This is a genomic window from Deltaproteobacteria bacterium (assembly GCA_035063765.1).
Taxonomy (GTDB): Bacteria; Myxococcota_A; UBA9160; order UBA9160; family PR03; genus CAADGG01.
The window spans coordinates 1-22,537 of record JAPSFT010000028.1 but is presented as its reverse complement, the minus strand read 5'-3'; the positions used below and the strand labels follow the sequence as shown (position 1 = coordinate 22,537).

Sequence of the window (22,537 nt, the reverse complement as noted above, 5' to 3'; positions counted from 1 at the left end):
GTGCGCCGCGACCGCGGCCGAGGGCAGGGCGGGCGCCGCCTCGGGATCCTCGGGCCCGGAGACCTCCGCCTCCTCGCGCGCCCGCGCGCGGCCGGGCCTCGGGTCAGGCTCCGCCAGCGCGCAGCTCCGCGGGAAGCTGGAACACGACGCCCTCGTCCACCTGCGGCAGCGACGCGATCTCGGTGTCGGGCCCGGCGAGCGCGCGCAGCCGCGCCACCACCTCCTGCACGAGCACCTCGGGCGCCGAGGCGCCCGCCGTCACCGCCACGCAGCGCACGCCGGCGAGCCAGGCCGGGTCGATGTCGCGCGCCGACTGCACGAGGTAGCCGCGCGCTCCCGAGCGGTTCGCGATCTCGACCAGCCGGTTGCTGTTCGAGGACTCGGGCGCCCCCACCACCAGCACGAGCTCCGCCTCGCCGGTCAGCTGCTTCACCGCGTTCTGGCGGTTCTGGGTCGCGTAGCAGATGTCGTCCTTGCGCGGCAGGCGGATCGCCGGGAAGCGCGCCGCGAGCGCCGCCAGGATCTCGCGCGTGTCGTCGACCGAGAGCGTGGTCTGGGTGAGGCAGGCGAGGCGCGTCGGGTCGCCGACCTGGAGCCGCGCCACGTCGTCCACGCTCTCGACGAGGTGCATGCGCTCGGGCGCCTGCCCCATCGTGCCCTCGACCTCGACGTGCCCGGCGTGTCCCACGAGCACGATCTCGAAGCCCTCGCGCGCGAAGCGCTGCGCCTCGACGTGGACCTTGGTGACGAGGGGGCAGGTGGCGTCGATCACGCGCAGCCCGCGCGCCGCGGCCGCCGCGCGCACCGCCGGCGAGACCCCGTGCGCGCTGAAGACCAGCAGCGCCCCGGCCGGCGCCTCGGCCGGGTCCTCGACGAAGACGGCGCCCTTGGCGCGCAGCGTCTCGACCACGTGGCGGTTGTGGACGATCTCGTGGCGCACGTAGACGGGCGGCCCGAAGCGCTCGAGACACTGCTCGACGATCTCGATGGCGCGGTCGACCCCGGCGCAGAAGCCGCGCGGACTGGCGAGCAGGACTTTCACGGTGCGGGCAAGCTAGCGGAGGCGCGGGGATCCGCGCCCGCCCGCCGCCGCGCGCTCGCGCGCGGGGCTCGCGTGATCCCCATGGGGCGGAGAGGTCCCGTCGGCGCGACGACGGCGCGGCTCGGGCACGGCGCGACCCCGACTCGGTTAGACTCGCGCGCTCCGTCCCGGAGGTGCCATGGCCGATCCCGAGACCTTCCGCACCGAGCTCCGTGCGTGGCTCGAGCAGCACGCGCCGGCGTCGCTGGCGGGAAGCGGCGGTGGCGAGCTCGAGGGGATCTGGGGCGGGCGCAAGGCCGTCTGGTCGAACCCCGACGCGAAGCGCTGGCTCGACGCCTGCGCCGAGCGCGGCTTCACCGCGCCCGAGTGGCCGCGCCCGTACGGCGGGGGCGGGCTCTCGCGCGAGGAGGCGAAGGTGCTGCGCCAGGAGCTCGCGCAGCGGCGCATGCCCCCGCCCCTGATCGGCTTCGGCCTCACGATGATCGGGCCCGTGCTGCTCCAGTTCGGGACCGAGGCCCAGAAGCGCGAGCACCTGCCGAAGATCTGTCGCGGCGAGATCCGCTGGTGCCAGGGCTACTCGGAGCCGGGCGCGGGCAGCGACCTCGCGGGCCTCCAGACCCGCGCGGTGCTCGTGACGGGGGGGCCGGAGGGCGACCACTACCTCGTGAACGGCCAGAAGGTCTGGACCTCCTACGCGGACCAGGCCGACTGGATGTTCTGCCTCGTGCGCACCGACCCCGAGGCCCGCAAGCAGGAGGGCATCACCTTCCTCCTCTTCGACATGGAGAGCCCCGGCGTCAGCGTGAAGCCGATCGCGCTCATCTCGGGCTCCTCGCCCTTCTGCGAGACCTTCCTGAGCGACGTGCGCGTGCCGGTCGCGAACGTGGTCGGCAAGGTGAACGGCGGCTGGACGGTGGCGAAGGCGCTGCTCGCCCACGAGCGCACGATGATCGCCGACGCCTTCGGCGGCGCCTCGGGCGGCGGCCGCACGCGCGGACTCGCGGCGCGCGCGCGCGAGGCCGTTGGCGTCGCGGCCGACGGCGCGCTCGCCGACGCTTCGCTGCGCCATCGCATCGCCCAGGCCGAGATGGACACGCGCGCCTTCGTGCTCACCACCCAGCGCGCGCGCGACGCCGCGCGGGCAGGCCACGCGCCCGGCCCCGAGAGCTCGATGTTCAAGATCTACGGCACCGAGCTGAACCAGCGCCGCATGGAGCTCCAGGTCTCGATCGCGGGGCCGCAGGCGCTCGGCTGGGAGGGCCCGGGCTTCGACGAGGCCGAGCTCGACCTGACCCGCCAGTGGCTGCGCTCGCGCGGCAATACGATCGAGGGCGGCACCAGCGAGATCCAGCTCAACATCATCGCCAAGCGCGTGCTGGGCCTGCCGGACTAGCCGGCCCGGGCCGGACCAGGAGACCGCGATGTCGCTCGTGCCGACGGAGGACCAGGAGCTCCTCGCGAAGACCGCCGCCGACTTCGTGCGCGAGCACTCGCCGGTCGCGCGCGTGCGCGCGCTGCGCGACGCGCGCGACGCCACCGGCTTCTCGCGGCCGCTCTGGAAGCAGATGGCGGAGCTCGGCTGGGTCGGGATCCCCTTCCCGGAGGCGCTCGGCGGCGCGGGGCTCGGCCTTGCGGATCTCGCCGTCGTGCTCGAGGAGCTCGGCCGGCGCCTCGCGCCCGAGCCCTTCCTCGCGACCGTCCTGCTCGGAGGCCAGGCGCTGCTCCTCGGCGGCTCCGAGGCGCAGCAGCAGGCGTGGCTGCCGGGGGTCACGGCCGGCACGAAGCTCCTGACCCTCGCCTGGCAGGAGGCGCGCAGCCGCTTCGACCCCTTCCGGATCGAGACGAGCGCGCAGGCTGCGGGCGCGGGCTTCGTGCTCTCGGGCGCGAAGATCGCCGTGCCCGACGCGGCGGTGGCGGACGCGATCGTGGTGGCGGCGCGCACGAGCGGCGCCTCCGGCGACGAGGCCGGGATCACGCTCTTCCTCGTGCCGCGCGCGAGCGCCGGCCTGTCGCTCACGCCCCAGACCCGCATCGACCACCGGAGCGCGGCGCTCCTCGGGCTCGACGGCGTCCGGCTCGGGCGCGAGGCGGTCGTGGGCGCGGTGGACGGCGGCGGGGCGCTCCTGGCCCGTGTGCTCGACCGCGCCACCGCCGGCCTGTGCGCCGAGATGCTCGGCGCCATGAGCCAGGTCTTCGCGGACACGGTCCAGTACCTGAAGACGCGCGTGCAGTTCGGGGTGCCGATCGGCTCGTTCCAGGCGCTCAAGCACCGCGCGGCGCGCGTCTTCATGGAGATCGAGCTGGCCCGCTCGGCCACGCTCGCGGCGGTGCGCGCCGCCGACGCGGGCGACGCCGAGCTCCCGCGGCTCGTCTCGCTCGCGAAGGCGCGCTGCTCGGACGCCTTCCTGCTCGCCGCCAACGAGGCGGTCCAGCTCTTCGGCGGCGTCGGCATGACCGACGAGTACGACCTCGGCTTCTACCTGAAGCGCGCGCGGGTCGCGGAGATGACCTTCGGCGACGCCGCCTGGCACCGCGAGCGCTGGGCGCGCCTGGGCGGCTATTGAGCCTCACGCGCACCGAGCGGATGCTGCGCGCCTGCCGCGGCGAGCCGGTCGACCGGCCGCCGGTCTGGCTCATGCGCCAGGCCGGGCGCTACCTGCCCGAGTACCGAGCCGCGCGCGGCGCGGGCAGCTTCCTCGACGCCTGCCGCGACGTGGAGCTCGCCGTCGAGCTCTCGCTCCAGCCCCTGCGCCTCGTCGGCAGCGAGGCCGTGATCCTCTTCAGCGACATCTTCGTGCCGATCCTGGCGCTCGGCGTCGGGGTGGACTTCCGCCCCGGGCCGGTCGTCGAGCGGCCGATCCGCACCCGCGACGACGTCGCGCGCCTCGCCGCCCCCGACCTCGCGGGCTCGATCCCCTACGTCTTCGAGATCCTGCGCCGGCTGCGCGCGGCGCTCGAGCCCGAGCAGGTGCCGCTGCTCGGCTTCGCGGGGGCGCCGTTCACGCTGGCGGCCTACCTCGTGGAGGGGCAGGGCTCGCGCCACTTCGCCGGGCTCAAGCGCCTGCTCTACGCCGAGCCCGCCGTGCTGCGCGCGCTCCTCGAGCGGCTCACGGACCTGACCGTCGCCTACCTGAACGCGCAGATCGCGGCCGGCGCCCAGGTGGTCCAGCTCTTCGACACCTGGGCCGGGATCCTGCCCCGCACCGAGTACCGGGCCTGGGTGCTCCCCACGCACCAGGCCATCGCCGAGCGCGTGGAGCGCACCCGCGCGCCGCTCATCCTCTACGTGAACGACGGCGCGCACGTCCTCGACGAGATGGTGGAATCGGGCGCCGACGTGCTCTCGCTCGACTGGCGCGTGGAGCTCGCCGAGGCGGCCCGCCGCGCCGGCCGGCGCGCGAGCCTCCAGGGCAACCTCGACCCCTGCGCGCTCGCGGCGCCGCCCGAGGCGATCGCCGAGATGGTGCGCGGGCTCGCGCGGGCGGCGGCGCCGGCGCGCGGGCACGTGCTGAACCTCGGCCACGGCTGCCTGCCCGAGACGCCCGTCGCGGGCGTGCGCGCCTTCACCGGCGCCGCGCGCGCGCTCGCGCCGGCGGGCGGCTGATGGCGGCCGACGCCGACGTCGCCGTGATCGGCGCCGGCGCGGCGGGCCTCGCCGCGGCGACCGCGCTGCGCGCGGCCGGGCGCGAGGTCCTGGTGCTCGAGGCGGCGGCGCGCGCGGGCGGCGCCGCCTGGACCGAGGCGCGCGAGGGCTACCTCGTCGAGCGCGGCCCGAACGCCCTGCGGCTCGGGCCGGGCGCGCTCGCCTTCGTGCGCGCGGCGGGCCTCGAGGCGCAGCTCGTCGCGGCGTCGCCCGCGGGCCGCGAGCGCTTCCTCCTGCGCGCGGGGCGCCTCGTGCCGGTGCCGATGGGCCCGCTCGCGCTCGCGCGCTCGCCGCTCCTCTCGGCGCGCGCCAAGGCGCGCCTGCTGGCCGAGCCCTTCGTGCGCCGCGGCGACGGGCAGGGCGAGTCGGTGGCCGGGTTCTGCGCGCGCCGGCTCGGGCGCGAGGCCGTCGAGGCCCTCGTCGGGCCCTTCCTCACCGGTGTGTACGCGGGCGACGAGCACGCGCTCGGCGCCGCGGCCGTCTTCCCGAGCCTCGTCGAGGCGGAGCGGAGCCACGGCTCGATCGCGCGCGGGCTCCTGGCCGGAGCGCTCGCGCGCGGGCGCCCGCGCGGGCGGGCCGGCTCGTGGTCGGCGGCCGGGGGGCTCGGCGGCCTCGCGGAGGCGCTCGCGGGGTCCCTCGGGAGCGCGCTCCGGCGCCGTGCCCGGGCTTCGCGCATCGGCTTCGAGGCGGGGCGCTATCGCATCGAGATCGAAGCGGAATCGGGTCCTGCTGCCGTGACTTCGCGGAGCCTCCTCCTGGCCCTGCCCGGGGCGGCCTGCGCGGCGCTCCTCGAGGCGCTCGATCCGGAGGCCGCGAAGGCGGTGGCGGCCATCGCCTACGCCCCGGTCGCGAGCGTCTCCTTCGGGATCGCCCCCGGCGCGCTGCGCGAGCGGCCGCGCGGCTTCGGCTTCCTCGTGCCGCGCGGCGAGGCCGACGCGCTGCTCGGCTGCCTGTTCATGAGCGAGCTCTTCCCGGGCCGCGCGCCCGCGGGCCGCGCGCTCCTCACGCTCCTCGCGGGCGGCACGCGCCGCCCCGAGCTCCTCGATCTCCCCGACGACCGGCTCGCCGCCGCACTCCTCCGCGACCTCGACCGCGCCCTCGGCCTGCTCGGCGAGCCGACGCCGCTCGGCGTCGCGCGCTGGCCGCGCGCGGTGCCCCAGCCCGGCCGCGAGCACCCGCGCACGGTCGCGGCGGTGCGCGCGCGCCTGGCCCGCTTCCCGCGCCTGGCCCTGGCCGGCGCCTGCTTCGACGGCGTCGCCTTCGGGGACGCGCTCGCTTCGGGCGCCGCCGCGGCGGCGCGCCTGCTCGTGGAGGAGAGCCCGTGATCGAGAAGCCCGACTGCATCTTCTGCCAGATCGCCGCCGGCCGGGCGCCGGCCGCGCGGATCACCGAGAGCGCGCACGCGCTGGCCTTCATGGACCTCTTCCCCGCCGCGGAGGGCCACGTCCTGGTGATCCCGAAGACCCACTACGAGAACGTCTTCGACTCCGACGAGGAGACGCTCGCCGACGTGCACCTCCTGGCCCGCCGCGTGGCGCTCGCGATGCGCCGCGCCCTCGCGCCCGAGGGCATGATGATGTTCCAGCTCAACGGCGCCGCCGCCGGCCAGACCGTCTTCCACTACCACGCGCATCTCCTGCCGCGCCGCGCCGGTAGCGAGCTGCGCATCCACGGCCGCGCCAAGGCGGAGCTCGCACCCCTCACCGACCTGGCCGCCCGCATCACCGCTGCGCTCGAGTAGCCAATTCTCGGCGGTGTCTTCCTTCGGCCAGGAATTGCGGAACGGACGCGGATTTTCTCGTTGACTTTCGCGGTGTTCCATCGAGAATGGCAGCGGAACCGTCATGCGTCGCATCGTCCTCCTGTGCATGCTCATTCTTCTGTGTGTCGGCCCGAGCTGCGTCGAAGGCCCGGCGTGGCTCGTGAAACGCGAGCATGGCGGCATCGTCTATTTCGCCTACGGCGACGGCACGATCCGGCGCTACGACCTGGACGCGCGGGGCTGGCTTCCGCCCTTGCAGCTCTCCGACGTCCCCACGGCCTTCACCGTCGACGACGACGGCCTCTTCGTCGCCTTCGACCGGCGCGTCTCACGCCTCGACTTCGAGGCCACGACCGAGCTCCCGCTCGAGAACACGACCCAGACGATCCACGACCTTGCGACCGACGGAAACCTGCTCTTCCTCGCCGTCGGGGAGGCGCTGATCAGCGTCGACAAGTCGAGCGGCAACCGGCTCGACAGCAGGGATTCGTGGTATGGCGTGGGCCGCCTCGCGGTGAGTCGAGAAGCCAATCGGATCTTTGCGCGCAGCCAGGGTACGAGCCCCTCCGACATCCTCTCGTTCGCATACGGGGACGACGGTTCGCTCGGAGAGCAGCACGACAGCCCGTACCACGGCGACTACCCGCACGCGAGCGACGTTTGGGTGCTGGCAGGCGGCGGGCGCGTCTTGGACGATTCCGGCATCGTCTACCACGCGAGCGACCTCGCCTACGCGGCGAGCCTCGGTGGGGCTTTCGACGACGTCGACTTCCTGGTCGATCTCCCGATCGTGCTCCGTGGCGGCACGCTCTACGGCTATTCGAATGCCCTGCTCGAGGCAGGCCGGCTCGCCCTGGACACGGTGCCGCGGAGCATCGCGGTGTACGGGGACTCGGTGTTCGCCTTCACGCCCGAGGCGGCCGGGATCGGCGTCGAGGTCGTGTCCGTGGCGGAGATCGCACCGCTCGAGCCGGGCGAGCCGGTCGACCCGACGGGGCTTCCCTACGTGCCCGACCAGCTGCTGCTCGGCGACGACGGGATCGTCTACCTGCTGAGTCGCCAGCACCTGAGCATCTTTCGCTGGTCGCTGGCGGAGCAGCGCTACCTCGAGAGCATCCCGCTCGTCGAGGCGCCGCGATCGATGGCCTACTCGGGCGAGAACGACGCCCTCTATCTCGCCCAAGCGACGGGGCGGATCACGAGGATCGGGCTCGCTCCGCTCGGCCCCGAGCGATCGTTCGTGACGGTCTCGCGGCAACCGTGCGGCCTCGTGGCGGCGGGCGCGTTCCTCGTCGTGTGCGATCCCGGCGGGTTCCCGGGCTCGCTCTACAGCTATGGACCCGACGGCCAGCGGATCGCCCAGAAGGACGTCTGGGACCTCGCCGCCGGCGAGCTCGTCTGGAACGCCGTGAACCAGCGCGTGTACTTCCTGGACGTGTACGGCGACTTCGCTTGGCAGCAGATCGAGTCCACCGGCGCCTTTGGCGATCGGAAGGAAGTGTACTTCTCCTCCCAGGCTCCGCGCGCCCCGATCCGTGTCGCGCCGGATGGATCCGCCGTCGTGCTCGGTACGGGCTGGGTGATGGATCCCATCGACCTCGCCCAGGAGGACACGCTCTCGAGCGATCTGCTGGACGCCGCCTGGTTGAACGGCCAGCTCTTCACCCTGCACGCGTTCGAGGAGCTGACGCGCGTCCAGGGCTGGGACGCGAGCTACAACCTCGCGGGAGACGTCCTCGCGCTGGGTGCACCGCTGCGGGTGTTCGCCCTCGATGACGAGCTGCTGATCGTCACGATGCTGGACGGGGCGCCGCGCTTCTGGGTCAAGGGCCCGGGCGACGACGACCTCGACGAGGACGGGGTCCCCGACGACGACGACAACTGCCCGAGCGCCGCCAACCCCGACCAGGCCGACGTGAGCGGGGACGGGATCGGCGACGCGTGCCAGCCCTCGGATGCCGACCGCGATGGCTGGCCGAACCTTCTGGACAACTGCCCGACCGATCCGAATCCGGACCAGGCAGACACGGACGGCGACGGCACCGGCGATGCCTGTGAGCCGCCGGACGCGGATGGCGACGGCGTGGGGGATGCCGACGACAACTGCGTCGAGGTTCCGAATCCGGACCAGGCGGACACCGACCGCGACGGCGTGGGGGACGCCTGCGAGCCGGACTGGGACGGCGACGGGGTGCCCAACGACCACGACAACTGCCTGCTGGTTTCCAACGCCGACCAGGCCGACGAGGACGGCGACGGGCTCGGCGATGCCTGCACACCGCCGGATCGCGACCTCGACGGCGTCCCGAACGGCGAGGACAACTGCCCGTTCGCCTACAACCCGAGCCAGGTCGACTCGAACGCCGACGGCACCGGCGACGAGTGCGAGGGCGACACGGACGGGGACTGGGTGATCGACGACCTCGACAACTGTCCCTCGCAATGGAACCCGGACCAGATGGATCTGGACGATGACGGCATCGGCGACGCCTGCGAGCCGCCCGACACCGATCGCGACGGCGTCGTCGACCAGGACGACAACTGCCCGCTGCGCTTCAACCCGAGTCAGGCCGACGCCGACGGCGATGGCACCGGCGACGCCTGCGAGCACGACTGGGACGGCGATGGCGTGATCGACGATCTCGACAACTGCTCCTTCAGCCCGAATCGCGACCAGTCCGACCTGAACGGGGATGGCGTGGGCGACGCCTGCCAGCCGGCGGACCCCGATCACGATGGCTGGCCGGGGGAGGAGGACAACTGCCCGCTTCGCGCCAACCCGTTCCAGGAGGACGGGGACGGCGACGGGCGCGGGGACGCGTGTGATGGCTGCCCCGCCGCCGCCGATCCCGACCCGGCCGACACCGACGGCGACGGGGTCGGCGACGCCTGCGACAACTGCCGCGAGGTCGCGAATCCCGACCAGGCGGATCGCGACGCTGGAGCCGACGACGACGGCTCACTCGAAGGGACGCAGCAGTACGGCGACGTCTGCGATGCGGACTTCGACAACGACGGGGTGGTGGGCACATCCGACTTTCACGGCTGGTTCCGGCCGTGCATGACGGCCGGACCGGCGGCCGACGGGTGCTCGCTCGCGGACGCGAACGAGGATGGCGTGGTCGACGCCGTCGACTTCTTCCTGGGCTTCCGGCCGCGCCTCGGCCAGGCGCCCGGCCCGGGAGCGGCGCCGTGAGCGTCCGGGCGCGAGCGCGACGCCTTCTCGGGGCGGTGGCCGTCGCATGCCTGGCGTCGTTCGCGACGCCGGCGCAGGCGGGGATCGTGATCATCGGGCTCCCGTTTGTCGGGCCCTCGCTCACGCTGCGTCCCGCCGGCTCCTTCGTGGTCGGCGCGCCGAGCGTGCTCGCGACGGCGCCGCAGGGGGTCGTCGAGCTGGAGGTCGTGCTCGACACCTTGGGCGCCAGCCTCGAGGGCTACGTGTACGGGGTCGACTGGACGGGCGGCGAGATCACCGAGCTCACGCTCGTTCGCGTCGAGAGCGCGACGCCGCCGCTCGTGCCGGATCTCTTCGGCCCGTACACGGTGGCGGGGAAGGGCGCGATGGGAGGTCACCTGGGCGGCACCGAGCTGCGCAACGTCAACGCCGCCAGCCTCACGCCCGGCCCGGGCCTCGCGGGCGGCGTGTACGTGCTCGACCGCCTCTCCTTCGAGGTCGGGACGCTGCCCGAGGAAGGCATCGAGGTCGTGCTGGTCCTCGGCGAGGGGGATGTCTTCGGGCTCGCGGGCGCCGTCGATCAACCGTCGAGGACGTACGGCGTGACGCTGGTGCCCGAGCCCGCGAGCGCCCTGCGCCACGGAGCCGCGCTCCTGGCCCTCGTCATGCTCGGCCGCCGGCGCCTGCGCCGCCCTCAGCCTTCGCGGGTCGACTGCTCGTAGATGCGGTAGGGCGCCTCGTGCATGCCGAGCGCGCGGTAGGTGGCCTGCGCGCCCCGGTTCTCGGTCTCGACGTAGAGGCGCAGGCCGCACACGTCGGGCTGGCGGGCGGCCTGCGCGCGGACGTGCTCGTGGAGCCGGCGATAGTGGCCACAGCCGCGCTCGGCGGGCGTCACGTACACGCTCTGGATCCACCACCAGAAGCCGTTGCGCCAGTCGCTCCACTCGAGGGTGAGCATCAGCGAGGCCACCACGGCGCCCGCGCGCTCGACCACGAAGGTGCGGCCGCGCGCCGGGTCCGCGAGCAGCGCCGCGACGCCCGCGCGCAGGGTCGGGCCGTCGAGCTCCCGGCCCTCGGTCTCGCGCGCCATGGCCGCGGCGAAGCCCACCAGGACCTCGAGGTCGCCGGCGGCCGCCTCCCGCACCCGCGCCGTTCCGCTGTCGGCCTCGTTCATGCGAGCTCTCCTGCGTCGTGGGTGATCCGTCCGGCGCACACCGTGCGCAGGACGCGCAGCCCGGCGATCCGCTCGGGCGCCACCGCGAGGGGGCTCCCGGACAGCACCACCAGGTCGGCGCGCTTGCCGGGCGCGAGCGTGCCCTTCTCGTGCTCCTCGAACTGGAGGCGCGCGGCCTGGCGCGTGAAGAGGTCGAGCGCCTGGGCGGGGGTGAGCGCCTGCTGCGTCTCGAAGCCCTCGCGGGTGACGCAGCACTGGATCGCGTGCAGCACCTCGGGCGACTCGACCGGCGCGTCCGAGGCGCCGGCCACCGGGACGCCGGCCTCGACCAGCGCCCGCAGCGGGTAGACCTGGCGCGCGCGCGCGGGCCCGAGCCGGCGGTGGAGCCAGGTCTTCTCGGAGTGCACGAAGAGGGGCTGGGTCGAGATGCACAGGCCGAGCCGCACGAGGCGCGGGATCAGCTCGGGCGGCACCAGCGAGGCGTGCTCGATGCGATGGCGATGGTCGGGCCGCGGCCGCTCGGCGAGGAGCCGCTCGTAGGCCCCGACGCAGCGCTCGACGGCGGCGTCGCCGATCGCGTGGACGCAGATCTGGAGCCCCGCCTCGTGGGCGGCGCGCATGCGCGCGAAGAGCTCCTCCTCGGCGAGCGTCGCCATCCCGCGCTCGCCCGGGCGGTCGGCGAAGGGCTCGCGCATGGCGGCCGTGCAGCTCCCGAGCGTGCCGTCGGCGAAGAGCTTGTAGCCGCCCACCCGGCGGCCGGCGGGCGGGTCGTGGAGCGGGGTCGCCCGTGCGGCGATGGCGGCCGCGGGCGTGCGCCCGATCAGGAGCGCGTAGGTCGAGAAGGGCGTGAGGTCGAGGAGCAGGCCCATCGCGAGCCCCTCGAGGCGGCCCGCAGCGCCGCCCGGCCCCCTCGTCGTCGGTCTGGAGCACGACGCCGGCCGAGGTGATCCCGCAGGCCGCGAGCCGGCCGAAGGAGCCCTGCGCGCCGGCGCGCAGGCGCTCGGGCGCCGGGGCCGGGAGCGCGCCGAGCAGGAGCTGCGCCGCGCTCTCGCGGCACGGGCCCGCGGGCACGCCACGCTCGTCGCGCTCGATGCGGCCGCCCGGCGGATCGGGCGTTCCGGCGCCGATGCCCGCCGCCGCGAGCGCCTGCCGGTTGCCCGAGGCGCTGTGGCCGTCGTGGGCGAGCACCAGCGCGGGGCGCCCGGGGCAGGCGCGGTCGAGCTCGCCGGCGCTCGGGAGCCGGCGCTCGGCGAGCGCCTCGACGTCGAGCCGCAGGCCGGCGGCCCACTCGCCCGGCGCGGCGCCGTCCGCGCGCGCGCGCAGCGCCGCCTCGACGTCGGCCAGGCTCCGCGCACCCGAGAGGTCGGCGTTCAGGTCGAACCAGAGGAGCGCGATCGGGTGCAGGTGCGTGTCGAGGAAGCCCGGGAGGAGCGCGCGGCCGGCGAGATCGACGGCCGACCAGTCGGCGGCGCCCGCCCGGCGCAGGGCGTCGCGGCAGCTCCGTTCGTCGCCGACCGCGAGGATCCGGCCGCCCAGCGTGGCGAGCGCCTCGGCCTCGGGCCGGGCGGGCTCGAGCGTGACGACGCGGCCGCGCGCGTAGAGGACGGCAGGGGCCCCCTCGGCGCTCATCGTGCGAGCACCACCGGGGCGGCGAGCGCGTAGCGGTCGAGCGCGTCCAGGTCGAGGGTCACGCCGAGGCCCGGGCCCTCGGGCACGCGCACGCGCCCGCCCGCGTAGTCGAGCGGAGCGACGATCAGGTCGTCCTCGAGCATCACGTGGCCGAAGAGCTCCATCGCGTGCCCGAGCACGCCGGTGCGCGCGGCGCCGAGGTGCACCTGGGCGGCCGAGGCGATCCCGAGCGGCTGGTTGTGCAGGACCGTGCCGAGCCCGCGGGCAGCATAGTGGTCGATGGCGCGCAGCGCGTGCGTGATCCCGCCGGGCCGCTCGCTGTTGACGCCGAGCACGCCGACCGCCCCGAGCTCGAGCAGCGCGATCGCGTCGACCAGCGAGAAGCAGCTCTCGTGCGCGAGGAGCGGCACCGCGACCGCGCGCTGGACGTGCGCCATGCCGGGCCAGTCGTCGGCGCGCACGGGCTGCTCGGCGCAGTCGATCCCGAAGGGCGCGATCGCGGCGATCGCGCGCACCGCCTCCCCGGGCGTGTAGGCCTGGTTGTAGTCGACGCGCAGGCGCGCCTCGTCGCCGAGCGCCTCGCGCACGGCGGCCACGATCCGGCGGTCGGCCTCGACGCCGCGGCCGAGCTTCAGGCGGAAGCTCCGCGTGCCGCCGCGCTGGAAGCGGAGGGCGAGGTCGGCCATCGCGCGGGGGTCCACGAGCGGGATCAGCGCGGCGAGCGGCAGCGGCTCCGGAGCGGGGCGCGGCGGCGGCTCGCCCTCGCCCTCGCCCGCACGCGCCGCGAGCAGCTCCCAGAGCGGCCGCCCCGCGATGCGCCCCATGAGGTCGTGGCAGGCGAGGTCGAGGAGCCCCTTCGCCACCTCGCTGCGCGCGACGTTGGCGTCCAGGCGCGTGCGCAGCGCCGCAGCGGCGAAGGGATCCGCGCCGAGCACGTAGCGGGCGAGACCGTGCTCGATCGCGTCGATCACCTGGGCCGGGGAGACGCCCGTCTCCGGCAGCCACACGAAGGCCTCCCCGATGCCGCTCGAGCCGTCCTCGGCGGTGAGCCGCGCCAGCACGAAGTCGCCGCCGCTCCAGGGCTCCTCGGCCGGGATCGCCATCCCGAGCCCACCCTCGCTCCGGGCCATCGTCTCGCGCACGGCCGCGCGGAAGGGAACGTGGAGCGCCCACAGCTCGAGGCGCTCGACGGTGGGACGCGGGGGCCGGGTCATGGCGCGGCAGGGTAGCGGGCGCGTCGCCCTGGATTCATTCCGTGCCGCCCGGTGGCGCGCGCCCCGGCGCCGGGCGCGTGCTGACCGCGAGGCGGCTCGCGGTCAGCGATAGGCGTTGCCGCGGTGCGGCGAGCCGCGCAACCCTCCGCACCGGTGGGTGAAGAGGTGCCGACGTCCCTGAAGACGAGGTCCGCGAGCTCCGTTCCCGTGCTCGCCGCGATCCGCGAGCCCGCGGACGTGCGCCGGCTTCCGCGCGCGGTGCTGCCGCGCCTCGTCGAGGAGCTGCGCGAGGCGCTGATCGAGCTCGGCGCGACCCAGGGCGGGCACTTCGCGGGCAGCCTCGGGGTGGTCGAGCTGAGCGTGGCGCTGCACGCGGTCTTCGACACGCCGCGCGACCGGCTCGTGTGGGACGTGGGCCACCAGGCCTACGGCCACAAGGCCCTGACCGGGCGTCTCGGCGCGCTGCCGCGCATCCGGCGCGCCGACGGCCCGAGCGGCTTCCTGCGCCGCAGCGAGAGCCCCTTCGACGCCTTCGGCGCCGGCCACGCCGGCACCTCGCTGTCGGCCGCGCTCGGCATCGCCGAGGCGCTGCGCCGGCGCGGCGAGCCGGCCTGCGCGGTGGCCGTGATCGGCGACGGCGGCGCTACGGCCGGGATGGCCTTCGAGGCGCTCAACCACGCCGGCGAGCTGGCCCGGCAGGGCGCCGCCCCCGCCCTGCGCGTGGTCTTCAACGACAACGGCATGTCGATCGCGCCGAACGTGGGCGGGCTCTCGCGCAGCGGCGACGTGCGCGGCTACGTCGAGGCGCTGGGGCTCGCGTACCGGGGACCCGTCGATGGCCACGAGCTGGAGGCACTCCTCGACGCGCTGGCGGCGCTGCGGGCCGCATCCGGGCCGGCCGTGCTGCACGTGCGCACCCGCAAGGGCCGCGGCTTCGCGCCGGCCGAGGCGGATCCCTTCGCGTGGCACGCCACCGCCCCCTTCGAGCGCGCGAGCGGGGCGCGGCGCGCGGCCGCGGCCGCGCCTCCCACCTGGACCGCGTGCTTCGCCGACGCGCTCGCCCGGGTGGCGGCGCGCGACCCGCGCGTGGTCGCGATCACCGCGGCCATGCCCGACGGCACCGGCCTCGACCGCTTCGCCCGCCGCTTCCCGGACCGGGTCTACGACGTCGGCATCGCCGAGCAGCACGCCGTCACCTTCGCGGCCGGGCTCGCGGCCGAGGGCCTGCGCCCGGTGTGCGCGATCTACTCGAGCTTCCTCCAGCGCGCCTTCGACCAGGTCGCGCATGACGTGGCGCTCCAGGAGCTGCCCGTCACCTTCGCGCTCGACCGCGCGGGCCTGGTGGGCGCCGACGGCCCGACCCATCACGGGGTCCTCGACCTCGCCTACCTGCGCGCGATCCCGGGCCTGGTGGTGGCGGCCCCGCGCGACGAGAACCAGCTCCAGCACCTGCTCGCGACCGCGATCGACTCGGGCCGGCCCTTCGCGCTGCGCTTCCCGCGCGGCGCGGCCTGCGGCGTCGCGCTCGACCCGGACCCGAAGCCGCTCCCGATCGGCTGCGGCGAGCTCCTGCGCGACGGGGCCGACGTCGCGCTCGTGGCGCTCGGGCGCACCGTCCCCCCCGCCCTCGCGGCCGCGGAGGCCCTGGCGGCGCAGGGCATCTCGGCGGCGGTGGCCGACGCGCGCTTCGTGAAGCCGCTCGACGAGGCCCTCCTCGCCGACCTGGCCGAGCGCGTCGGCGTCGTCGTCACGATCGAGGACCACGTGCTCGCGGGCGGCTTCGGGAGCGCCGTGCTCGAGCTCCTCGCCGCGCGCGCGCCCGCTACCCGCGTGCGGAGGCTCGGCATCGACGACCGGGTGGTGGAGCACGGCGAGCAGGACGAGCAGTGGCGCGAGGTCGGGATCGACGCGGACGCGATCGCGGCGGCCGCGCGCGCCGCGCTCTCCGAGAGCGCGCGCCCCGCGCGGCGCAGGGCCCGGCGGTGAGCGAGCCGCTCGCCCCCGCGCTGCGCGACGCCTACGCGCACTGCGCGCGGGTCCTGCGCGAGAGCGGCTCGAGCTTCGCAGCGGCGTTCTGGATGCTGCCGGCCCCGCAGCGCCGCGCCCTCCACGCCGTCTACGCCTTCTGCCGGCTCGCCGACGACGTCGCCGACGACCCGGCCGTGCGCGGCGACCGCCAGCGCCTGCTCGAGCGCTGGCGCGCCGAGCTGGCCGCGGCCTACCGCGGCGACGCCACGCACCCGGTCGGGATCGCGCTCGGCGACGCCGTGCGCCGCTTCCGCCTCCCGCAGGAGGTCTTCGCCGACCTCCTGTGCGGCGTCGAGTCGGACCTGCGCGGCGAGCCGATCGCGACCTGGGCGGACCTCGAGCGCTACTGCTACCGGGTGGCCTCGACGGTGGGGCTCCTGCTCGTGCGGATCCTCGGCGCCCGCAACCCGGACTCGCTCGAGTACGCGCGCCAGATGGGGATCGCCGTGCAGCTCACGAACGTGCTGCGCGACGTCGGCGAGGACGCGGCCGCCGGCCGGATCTACCTGGCGCGCGAGGACCTCGAGCGCCTGCACGTGCCGCCCGAGAGCCTGCGCGCGGGCAAGCTCGACGAGGAGACCCGGCTCCTCCTGGCGCTCTACGCCGAGCGCGCGCGGATCCGCTACGAGGCCGCCGCGCGCCTGCTGCCCGCCGAGGACCGCCGCGCCCTGCGCCCGGCCCAAGCGATGGGCGGCATCTACCGGGCGCTCCTCGACGAGCTCCACGCCCGGGGCTTCCCCTGCCTCGGCCCCCCCCTGCGCCTGTCGAAGCCGCGCCGGCTCGCGATCGCGGCGCGCGCGTGGCTCGGGATCGGAGCCCGCGCATGAGTGGGAACGAGGTGAGCCGGCGCAAGCTCGAGCACCTCGAGCTCTGCATCGAGGCCGACGTCGAGGCCCGGCGCGGGACGCTCCTCGACGAGGTCGAGCTCCTGCACGAGGCGCTGCCGGAGCTCGCCTGGACGGAGGTGGACTCCTCCGTCGAGCTCTTCGGGCGCCAGCTCCTCGCGCCCTTCGTGATCAGCGGCATGACCGGCGGCGCGCCGGAGACGCGCGCCGTGAACCTGGCGCTCGCGGCGGCGGCGCAGAAGCACGGCTTCGGGATCGGCGTCGGCTCGCAGCGGGCCATGCTGCTCGATCCCGCGCTCGCGGCGAGCTACCGGATGCGCGAGGTCGCGCCCGACGCGCTGCTGCTCGCGAACCTGGGCGCCGTGCAGGCGCGCGAGGCCGGGCCCGAGCGCGTGGCGGAGCTCGCCCGCGCGATCGGCGCCGACGCGATCTGCATCCACCTGAACGTGGCCCAGGAGCTGGTGCAGGACGAGGGCGACCGCGACTTCCGCGGCCTCTACGCGGTGCTCGCCGAGCTGGTGCAGGAGCTGCCCCTGCCGGTGATCGTGAAGGAGACCGGCTGCGGCCTGGCGCCGCGCACGCTCGCGCGCCTGCGCGCAGCCGGGGTGGGCTGGGTGGACGTCGCGGGCGCCGGCGGCACGAGCTGGACGCGGGTCGAGTCGCTGCGGGGCTCGCCGCGCCAGCGCGCGCTCGGCGAGCTCCTGCGCGACTGGGGCGTGCCCACGGCGGCGGCGCTCGTCTACGCGGAGCGCGCGGGCCTCGCCGCGATCGCGTCGGGCGGCGTGCGCGACGCCCTCGACGCGGCGCGCGCGCTCGCGCTCGGCGCGCGCGCGGTCGGCCTCGCGCTGCCCTTCCTGCGGGCGTGGGCGGCGGGCGGCGAGGCGGCGGTCTTCGAGGCGGCCGCGCAGCTCGCCGAGGGGCTGCGCGCCGTGATGGCCCTGACCGGGGCGCGGCGGGTCGGCGAGCTGCGGAGCGGGCCGCGCGTGCTGGGTCCCGGGCTCGCGCGCTGGCTCGCGCTCGCTGACCGATCGGGGGCTTCCGGTCAGCGATGCCAGGGTGTCGGAAGCCCTGAAATTTGAAACCGTTTCCGGCGGCGGAGGGGAGCCGCGTGATGCAGCCGCAGGGGCAGCCGCCGGGCTCGGGCGGGGGGGCGCCGGGCACGAGCGGTCCGGAGGCCGAGGCGAACGCCGGCGGAGGCGCCCGCGGGCGCGCCGGGCGTTCCGGCCGGCGCGCGCCCGACGCCAAGGCGCGCACCCAGGGGCGCATCCTCGCGGCGGCCGCGGCGCTCTTCGCGGCGCGCGGCTACGAGGGCGCCAGCATCTCGGCGATCGCGGCGCGCGCGGGCGTCTCGCGCTCGGCCGTGTTCTGGCACTTCGGCGACAAGGAGACGCTCTTCCGCGAGACCTTCCGGCGCATGCTGGTGCCGTTCGCGGAGGAAGTGGCGCGCACGCTCACGCACGCGGACCCCGCCACCCGGCTCGTCGAGCTGATCTCGGTCTACGAGCGCTTCGTCGAGGAGCAGATCCCGGCGATCCAGGCCTTCGTGCGCTGGGTGATCGAGTCGCCGGCGCTGCGCGGCTCGATCCGCGAGCCGCTCTTCGCGCTCCACGACCACTTCGTGCGCGACGTGCGCGACGCGCTCGCCCAGGCGCTCGGCGACCGCGAGCCCGCCGAGGCGCTCGCGATGGGCCTGATCTCGATGCTGCACGGCAACCTGCTGCTCGCGATGGTCGACGGCGATCCGCATCGCGCGCGCCTGCGCCGGGCGGGCCTGCGCCGGATGGTCGAGCGCGCGCTCGGCGCGGCGGCGCCGGCGCGGCGGGTGCCGTGACCACCCCGCTCTTCGCGCCCGACGCACTCCTCGCCCGCTCGGCCCACGAGAACTTCCCCGTGGCCCCGCGCTGGCTGCCGCGCGCGCTGCGCGAGGACCTGCTCGCGATCTACGGCTTCGCGCGCCTCGCCGACGACACCGGCGACGAGGCTCCCGCGAGCGCCGGCGAGCGCCTGGCGCTGCTCGACGAGCTCGAAGCCGACCTTCTGCGCGCGCCGGCGGGCGCGGCGCGCCATCCGCTCGTGCGGAGGCTCGGGCCGGCGCTCGCCGCCGGGCGCCTGCCCGCCGCGCCCTTCCGGCGCCTGCTCGAGGCCAATCGCCGCGACCAGCGCGTCGCGCGCTACGGGAGCTGGGCCGAGCTCGCCGGCTACTGCACGCTGTCCGCCACCCCGGTCGGTGAGCTCGTGCTGCACGCGCTTGGCGCGGCGACACCGGATCGGATCGCCCTCTCCGGCGACGTCTGCACGGCGCTCCAGCTCCTCGAGCACTGCCAGGACGTGGTCGAGGACCACGGGCGCGGGCGCGTCTACCTGCCGGCCGAGGATCTCGCCCGCTTCGGGGTGGGCGAGGCCGACCTCGTCCGGCGCCCGGCGCCGCCGGCCCTGCGCGCCGCCGTCGCCTTCGAGGTCGAGCGGGCGCGCGCGCTCCTGCGGGCGGCCGGGCCGCTCGTCGCCTCGCTGCGCGGCAGCGGGCGCTGGCTCGTCGCGGGCTTCGCGGCGGGCGGGCGGGCGACGGCCGACGCGCTCGCCCGCGCGGGCTTCGACCCGAGCGCGGGCGCCCCGCGCCCGCGCCGGCGCGATCTCGCCCGCCATGCGCTGGCCCTCGTCGCACGCAGGCGCCGCCGGTGACGGGCCACGTCCTCGTCGTGGGCGGCGGGCTCGCGGGCCTGAGCGCGGCGCTCGACTGCGTCGACGCGGGCGCGCGCGTGACCCTTCTCGAAGGGCGCCCGCGGCTCGGCGGCGCCACCTGGTCGGCCCGGCGCGGCGAGCTCGAGGTGGACAACGGGCAGCACGTCTTCCTGCGCTGCTGCACGGCGTACCGCGGCTTCCTCGCGCGGCTCGGCGTCGAGCACCTGGTCGCGCTCCAGCCGCGCCTCGCCGTCCCGGTGGCGGCGCCCGGGCGCGGGACGGCCTGGATCCGGAGCGCGCGGCTGCCGTGCCCCGCGCACCTCGCCCCGAGCCTGCTGCGCTTCCACCACCTCGCGTTCCCCGACCGGCTGCGCGCGGCCCGCACCGCGCGCCGGATCGGCGCGCTCGACCTCGCCGACCCGGCTCTCGACCGCGTGCGCTTCGGCGACTGGCTGCGCGCGGCGGGCGAGCCGCAGGCCTCCGTCGACCGCTTCTGGGATCTCCTCGTGCGGCCGACCCTGAACCTCCCGGCCCGCGAGGCCTCGCTCGCGCTCGCGACCAAGGTGATCCAGACCGGCTTCCTCGAGCGCGCCGACGGCGCCGACGTGGGCTGGGCGCTGGCGCCCCTGCGCGCCGTCCACGCCGACCCCGCCGAGCGCGCGCTGCGCGCCGCCGGCGCGAGCGTGCTCGTGCGCGCACCGGTCGACGCGATCGACGCCGGCGCCGGGCGCCGACCCGCGGTGGTGTCGCACGGTACCCGCCTCGAGGGGGACGCGGTGGTGCTGGCGGTGCCGCACGAGGAGGCGGCCGCGCTCCTCCCGCCGGGCGCGAAGGCGGACCCGGAGGCCTGGCGCGGGCTCGGGCGCGGGCCGATCGTGAACCTGCACGTGGTCTTCGACCGGCCCGTGCTGCGCGAGCCGCTGCTGGCCGCGATCGACTCGCCGCTCCAGTGGATCTTCGACCGCACGGCGTCCTCCGGGCTCGCGCGCGGCCAGTACCTCGCCGTCTCGCTGTCCTCGGCCGAGGCCTATCTGGGCCTCTCGCAGGCCGCGCTGCGCAGCCGCTTCCTGCCGGCCTTCGAGGCGCTCCTGCCGGAGGCGCGCGGCGCGCGCGTCCTGCGCTTCTTCGTGACCGCCGAACGTGTCGCCACCTTCCGGCAGGCGCCGGGCACGCGCGCCCGGAGGCCCGCGCCCGACGTGGGCCTGCCGCGCGTCTTCGTGGCCGGCGCGTGGACCGACACCGGCTGGCCGGCCACGATGGAAGGCGCGGTGCGCAGCGGCCACGCCGCCGCGCGCGCCGCGCTGGCCGCGCTCGGCGCGGCCCCCGCCGCGCTGCCGGCCGTCGCGGCCGCCTGATCGTCCTGCACCGGATCCGTCCCAGGAGGAGCTCCCGATGACCGCTTCGCTCGCCACCCCGCTCACGACGCCCGCCGAGCGCGCGCTCGCGCGCGGCCGCGACCGCCTGCTCGCGCTCCAGAACGAGGCCGGCTGGTGGAAGGCCGAGCTCGAGACGAACGTCACGATCGAGGCCGAGGACCTGCTCCTGCGCCAGTTCGTGGGCCGCCGCGACGAGGCGATCCTGCGCGACACCGCCGCGTGGATCCGCCGGAAGCAGGACGCCGACGGCGGCTGGGCGACCTTCCACGGCGGCCCGCCCGACCTCTCGGCCACGATCGAGGCCTACGCCGCCCTGCGGCTCGCGGGCGATCCCGCCGACGCCGCCCACATGCAGCGCGCCGCCGCCCTCGCCCGCGAGCTCGGCGGGATCGAGCGCTCGCGCGTCTTCACCCGGATCTGGCTCGCGCTCTTCGGCGAGTGGCCCTGGGAGCGGCTCCCGGCGCTTCCGCCCGAGGTGATCCTGCTCCCCTCGTGGTTCCCGCTCAACGTCTACGACTTCGCGAGCTGGGCGCGCCAGACGATCGTGCCGCTGTGCGTGGTGGCCTCGTTCCGCCCGCAGCGCGCGCTCGGCTTCGGGCTCGCGGAGCTGCGCACGGGCGACTGGCAGCCCGAGCGGCTGTCGCTGCGGAGCTGGGGCGGGCGCTTCCAGGCGCTCGACCGCGCGCTCCATCGCTACGAGAAGCGCCCGCTCGGCCCGCTGCGCCGCCACGCCCTCGCGCTCTGCGCCGAGTGGATCCTGCGCCGCCAGGAGGCCGACGGCTGCTGGGGCGGGATCCAGCCACCCTGGGTCTACTCGATCCTGGCGCTCCACCTGCTCGGCTACCCGCTCGACCATCCCGCGCTCGCGAAGGGCTGGGAGGCGCTCGAGGGCTTCGCGCTGCGCGAGCCGGGCCTGCGCCGCTTCGAGGCCTGCCAGTCGCCGGTCTGGGACACCGCGCTCGCGATGGTGGCGCTGCGCGACGCCGGGGTGGCACCCGAGCACCCCGCGATGCGGCGGGGCGCCGAGTACCTGCTCGGCCAGGAGATCCGCGTGCCCGGCGACTGGGCCGTGCGCCGGCCCGGGCTCGCGCCCGGCGGCTGGGCCTTCGAGTTCGAGAACGACAACTATCCCGACATCGACGACACCGCCGAGGTGATCCTCGCCCTGCGCGCGGGCGGCGGCGGGCGCGCGCGCACCGAGGGCGCCGTCCGGCGCGCGCTCGAGTGGACGCTCGGGATGCAGTGCAAGGACGGGGGCTGGGCCGCCTTCGACGCCGACAACACCCAGCCCCTGTGCGGCGAGCTGCCCTTCTGCGACTTCGGCGAGGTGATCGACCCGCCGAGCGCCGACGTGACCGCGCACGTGATCGAGATGCTGGCCGAGGAGGGCCGCGCCGACGACCCGCGCTGCCGCGCGGGCCGCGACTGGCTCCTGCGCGCGCAGGAGCCCGACGGCTCCTGGTTCGGGCGCTGGGGCGCGAACTACGTCTACGGCACCGGCGCGGCGGTGCCCGCGCTGATCCGCACCGGCATCGCCCCCGACGATCCCGTGATCCGGCGCGCGGTGCGCTGGCTCGCCTCGCGCCAGAACCCGGACGGCGGCTGGGGCGAGGACCTGCGCTCCTACGTCGACCCCGCCTGGCGCGGGCGCGGGCGGAGCACGGCCTCGCAGACGGCCTGGGCGCTCCTCGCGCTGCTCGCCGCGGGCGAGCGTGGCGAGGCCGCGGCGCGCGGCGTCGAGTGGCTGGCCTCGACCCAGCTCGAGAACGGCGACTGGGACGAGCCCGAGTTCACCGGCACCGGCTTCCCCGGCGACTTCTACCTCCGCTACCACCTCTATCGCCTCCACTTCCCCGTGATGGCCCTCGGCCGCTGGGTGCGAGGCGGCATCTGAGGGGACAGACCCGGCGATCCGGCGATTCCAAGGCGGAGATGACCAGCAGCTCACTGCGAATCGCCGGATCGCCGGG

Annotated in this window: 19 protein-coding genes; 15 read left to right on the top strand and 4 right to left on the bottom strand. The window is 76.0% G+C overall.

The genetic code is table 11. The features are described 5' to 3' along the window. Positions 1-103: 103 nt before the first annotated feature. The gene (ispH, locus tag OZ948_17300) at positions 104-1,042 is read right to left on the bottom strand and encodes a 4-hydroxy-3-methylbut-2-enyl diphosphate reductase (protein ID MEB2346484.1); all 939 of its coding nucleotides are present in this window, start codon (positions 1,040-1,042) and stop codon (positions 104-106) included. 178 nt (positions 1,043-1,220) lie between these two features. On the opposite strand from ispH, the gene OZ948_17295 reads away from it, so the two are divergent. From OZ948_17295 to OZ948_17265, 7 genes are all read left to right on the top strand, one after another. Then, positions 1,221-2,435: an acyl-CoA dehydrogenase family protein gene (locus OZ948_17295; protein MEB2346483.1), complete on the top strand. Its 1,215-nt coding sequence runs from the start codon at positions 1,221-1,223 to the stop codon at positions 2,433-2,435. 28 nt (positions 2,436-2,463) lie between these two features. Then, complete coding sequence (locus OZ948_17290; protein MEB2346482.1) at positions 2,464-3,606, top strand: acyl-CoA dehydrogenase; 1,143 nt, start codon at positions 2,464-2,466, stop codon at positions 3,604-3,606. After that, positions 3,603-4,646 carry a uroporphyrinogen decarboxylase gene (gene hemE / locus OZ948_17285; GenBank protein ID MEB2346481.1) on the top strand — a complete coding sequence of 348 codons (1,044 nt, stop codon included), beginning with the start codon at positions 3,603-3,605 and terminating at the stop codon, positions 4,644-4,646. Before OZ948_17290 ends, hemE begins: the two co-directional genes overlap by 4 nt. Next, positions 4,646-6,010, top strand: coding sequence for a protoporphyrinogen oxidase (gene hemG / locus OZ948_17280; GenBank protein MEB2346480.1), 1,365 nt, complete (start codon positions 4,646-4,648; stop codon positions 6,008-6,010). Before hemE ends, hemG begins: the two co-directional genes overlap by 1 nt. After that, positions 6,007-6,426: an HIT family protein gene (locus tag OZ948_17275; GenBank protein MEB2346479.1), complete on the top strand. Its 420-nt coding sequence runs from the start codon at positions 6,007-6,009 to the stop codon at positions 6,424-6,426. Before hemG ends, OZ948_17275 begins: the two co-directional genes overlap by 4 nt. Positions 6,427-6,529: 103 nt before the next feature. Next, positions 6,530-9,643, top strand: coding sequence for a thrombospondin type 3 repeat-containing protein (locus OZ948_17270; GenBank protein ID MEB2346478.1), 3,114 nt, complete (start codon positions 6,530-6,532; stop codon positions 9,641-9,643). Positions 9,644-9,678: 35 nt separating this feature from the next. Then, the gene (locus OZ948_17265; protein MEB2346477.1) at positions 9,679-10,344 is read left to right on the top strand and encodes a hypothetical protein; all 666 of its coding nucleotides are present in this window, start codon (positions 9,679-9,681) and stop codon (positions 10,342-10,344) included. Here the strand turns inward: OZ948_17265 and OZ948_17260 are convergent. Together OZ948_17260 and OZ948_17255 are read right to left on the bottom strand one after the other, a co-directional pair. Then, entirely contained in the window at positions 10,317-10,796 is a 480-nt protein-coding gene (locus tag OZ948_17260; GenBank protein ID MEB2346476.1) for a GNAT family N-acetyltransferase, read from the bottom strand. The two genes, OZ948_17265 and OZ948_17260, sit on opposite strands and share 28 nt — an antisense overlap. Then, positions 10,793-11,665 carry an amidohydrolase family protein gene (locus OZ948_17255; protein ID MEB2346475.1) on the bottom strand — a complete coding sequence of 291 codons (873 nt, stop codon included), beginning with the start codon at positions 11,663-11,665 and terminating at the stop codon, positions 10,793-10,795. The genes OZ948_17260 and OZ948_17255 overlap by 4 nt, the downstream gene beginning before the upstream one ends. Between OZ948_17255 and OZ948_17250 the strand changes: the two genes are divergently transcribed. Then, entirely contained in the window at positions 11,643-12,458 is an 816-nt protein-coding gene (locus OZ948_17250; GenBank protein MEB2346474.1) for a hypothetical protein, read from the top strand. The genes OZ948_17255 and OZ948_17250 overlap by 23 nt on opposite strands. Here the strand turns inward: OZ948_17250 and OZ948_17245 are convergent. Continuing rightward, entirely contained in the window at positions 12,422-13,639 is a 1,218-nt protein-coding gene (locus OZ948_17245; GenBank protein ID MEB2346473.1) for a hypothetical protein, read from the bottom strand. The two genes, OZ948_17250 and OZ948_17245, sit on opposite strands and share 37 nt — an antisense overlap. A 207-nt stretch (positions 13,640-13,846) precedes the next feature. On the opposite strand from OZ948_17245, the gene dxs reads away from it, so the two are divergent. Genes dxs through shc form a run of 7 tightly spaced genes read left to right on the top strand, consistent with a single transcriptional unit; the run spans position 13,847 to position 22,461 of the window. Further along, a complete protein-coding gene (dxs, locus tag OZ948_17240; GenBank protein ID MEB2346472.1) occupies positions 13,847-15,625 on the top strand; it encodes a 1-deoxy-D-xylulose-5-phosphate synthase in 1,779 nt (592 codons plus the stop codon). Beyond that, positions 15,622-16,494 carry a presqualene diphosphate synthase HpnD gene (hpnD, locus tag OZ948_17235; GenBank protein ID MEB2346471.1) on the top strand — a complete coding sequence of 291 codons (873 nt, stop codon included), beginning with the start codon at positions 15,622-15,624 and terminating at the stop codon, positions 16,492-16,494. Before dxs ends, hpnD begins: the two co-directional genes overlap by 4 nt. Then, positions 16,491-17,591, top strand: coding sequence for a type 2 isopentenyl-diphosphate Delta-isomerase (gene fni / locus OZ948_17230; protein MEB2346470.1), 1,101 nt, complete (start codon positions 16,491-16,493; stop codon positions 17,589-17,591). The genes hpnD and fni overlap by 4 nt, the downstream gene beginning before the upstream one ends. 32 nt (positions 17,592-17,623) lie before the next feature. Then, a complete protein-coding gene (locus tag OZ948_17225) occupies positions 17,624-18,343 on the top strand; it encodes a TetR/AcrR family transcriptional regulator (GenBank protein ID MEB2346469.1) in 720 nt (239 codons plus the stop codon). Beyond that, the gene (gene hpnC, locus OZ948_17220) at positions 18,340-19,191 is read left to right on the top strand and encodes a squalene synthase HpnC (protein MEB2346468.1); all 852 of its coding nucleotides are present in this window, start codon (positions 18,340-18,342) and stop codon (positions 19,189-19,191) included. Before OZ948_17225 ends, hpnC begins: the two co-directional genes overlap by 4 nt. Continuing rightward, complete coding sequence (gene hpnE / locus OZ948_17215) at positions 19,188-20,546, top strand: hydroxysqualene dehydroxylase HpnE (GenBank protein MEB2346467.1); 1,359 nt, start codon at positions 19,188-19,190, stop codon at positions 20,544-20,546. Before hpnC ends, hpnE begins: the two co-directional genes overlap by 4 nt. Positions 20,547-20,583: 37 nt before the next feature. Further along, positions 20,584-22,461 (top strand): squalene--hopene cyclase, encoded by a 1,878-nt coding sequence (gene shc, locus OZ948_17210; protein MEB2346466.1) that lies wholly within the window; start codon positions 20,584-20,586, stop codon positions 22,459-22,461. Positions 22,462-22,537 lie beyond the last annotated feature (76 nt).

What these genes read in the sequence shown, in the direction of transcription:
- OZ948_17295 (MEB2346483.1), top strand. Translation starts at nt 1,221, where the DNA reads ATGGCCGATCCCGAGACCTTCCGCACCGAGCTCCGTGCGTGGCTCGAG.
- OZ948_17290 (MEB2346482.1), top strand. Translation starts at nt 2,464, where the DNA reads ATGTCGCTCGTGCCGACGGAGGACCAGGAGCTCCTCGCGAAGACCGCC.
- hemG (MEB2346480.1), top strand. Translation starts at nt 4,646, where the DNA reads ATGGCGGCCGACGCCGACGTCGCCGTGATCGGCGCCGGCGCGGCGGGC.
- OZ948_17270 (MEB2346478.1), top strand. Translation starts at nt 6,530, where the DNA reads ATGCGTCGCATCGTCCTCCTGTGCATGCTCATTCTTCTGTGTGTCGGC.
- OZ948_17260 (MEB2346476.1), bottom strand. Translation starts at nt 10,796, where the DNA reads ATGAACGAGGCCGACAGCGGAACGGCGCGGGTGCGGGAGGCGGCCGCC.
- OZ948_17255 (MEB2346475.1), bottom strand. Translation starts at nt 11,665, where the DNA reads ATGGGCCTGCTCCTCGACCTCACGCCCTTCTCGACCTACGCGCTCCTG.
- OZ948_17245 (MEB2346473.1), bottom strand. Translation starts at nt 13,639, where the DNA reads ATGACCCGGCCCCCGCGTCCCACCGTCGAGCGCCTCGAGCTGTGGGCG.
- fni (MEB2346470.1), top strand. Translation starts at nt 16,491, where the DNA reads ATGAGTGGGAACGAGGTGAGCCGGCGCAAGCTCGAGCACCTCGAGCTC.
- OZ948_17225 (MEB2346469.1), top strand. Translation starts at nt 17,624, where the DNA reads ATGCAGCCGCAGGGGCAGCCGCCGGGCTCGGGCGGGGGGGCGCCGGGC.
- shc (MEB2346466.1), top strand. Translation starts at nt 20,584, where the DNA reads ATGACCGCTTCGCTCGCCACCCCGCTCACGACGCCCGCCGAGCGCGCG.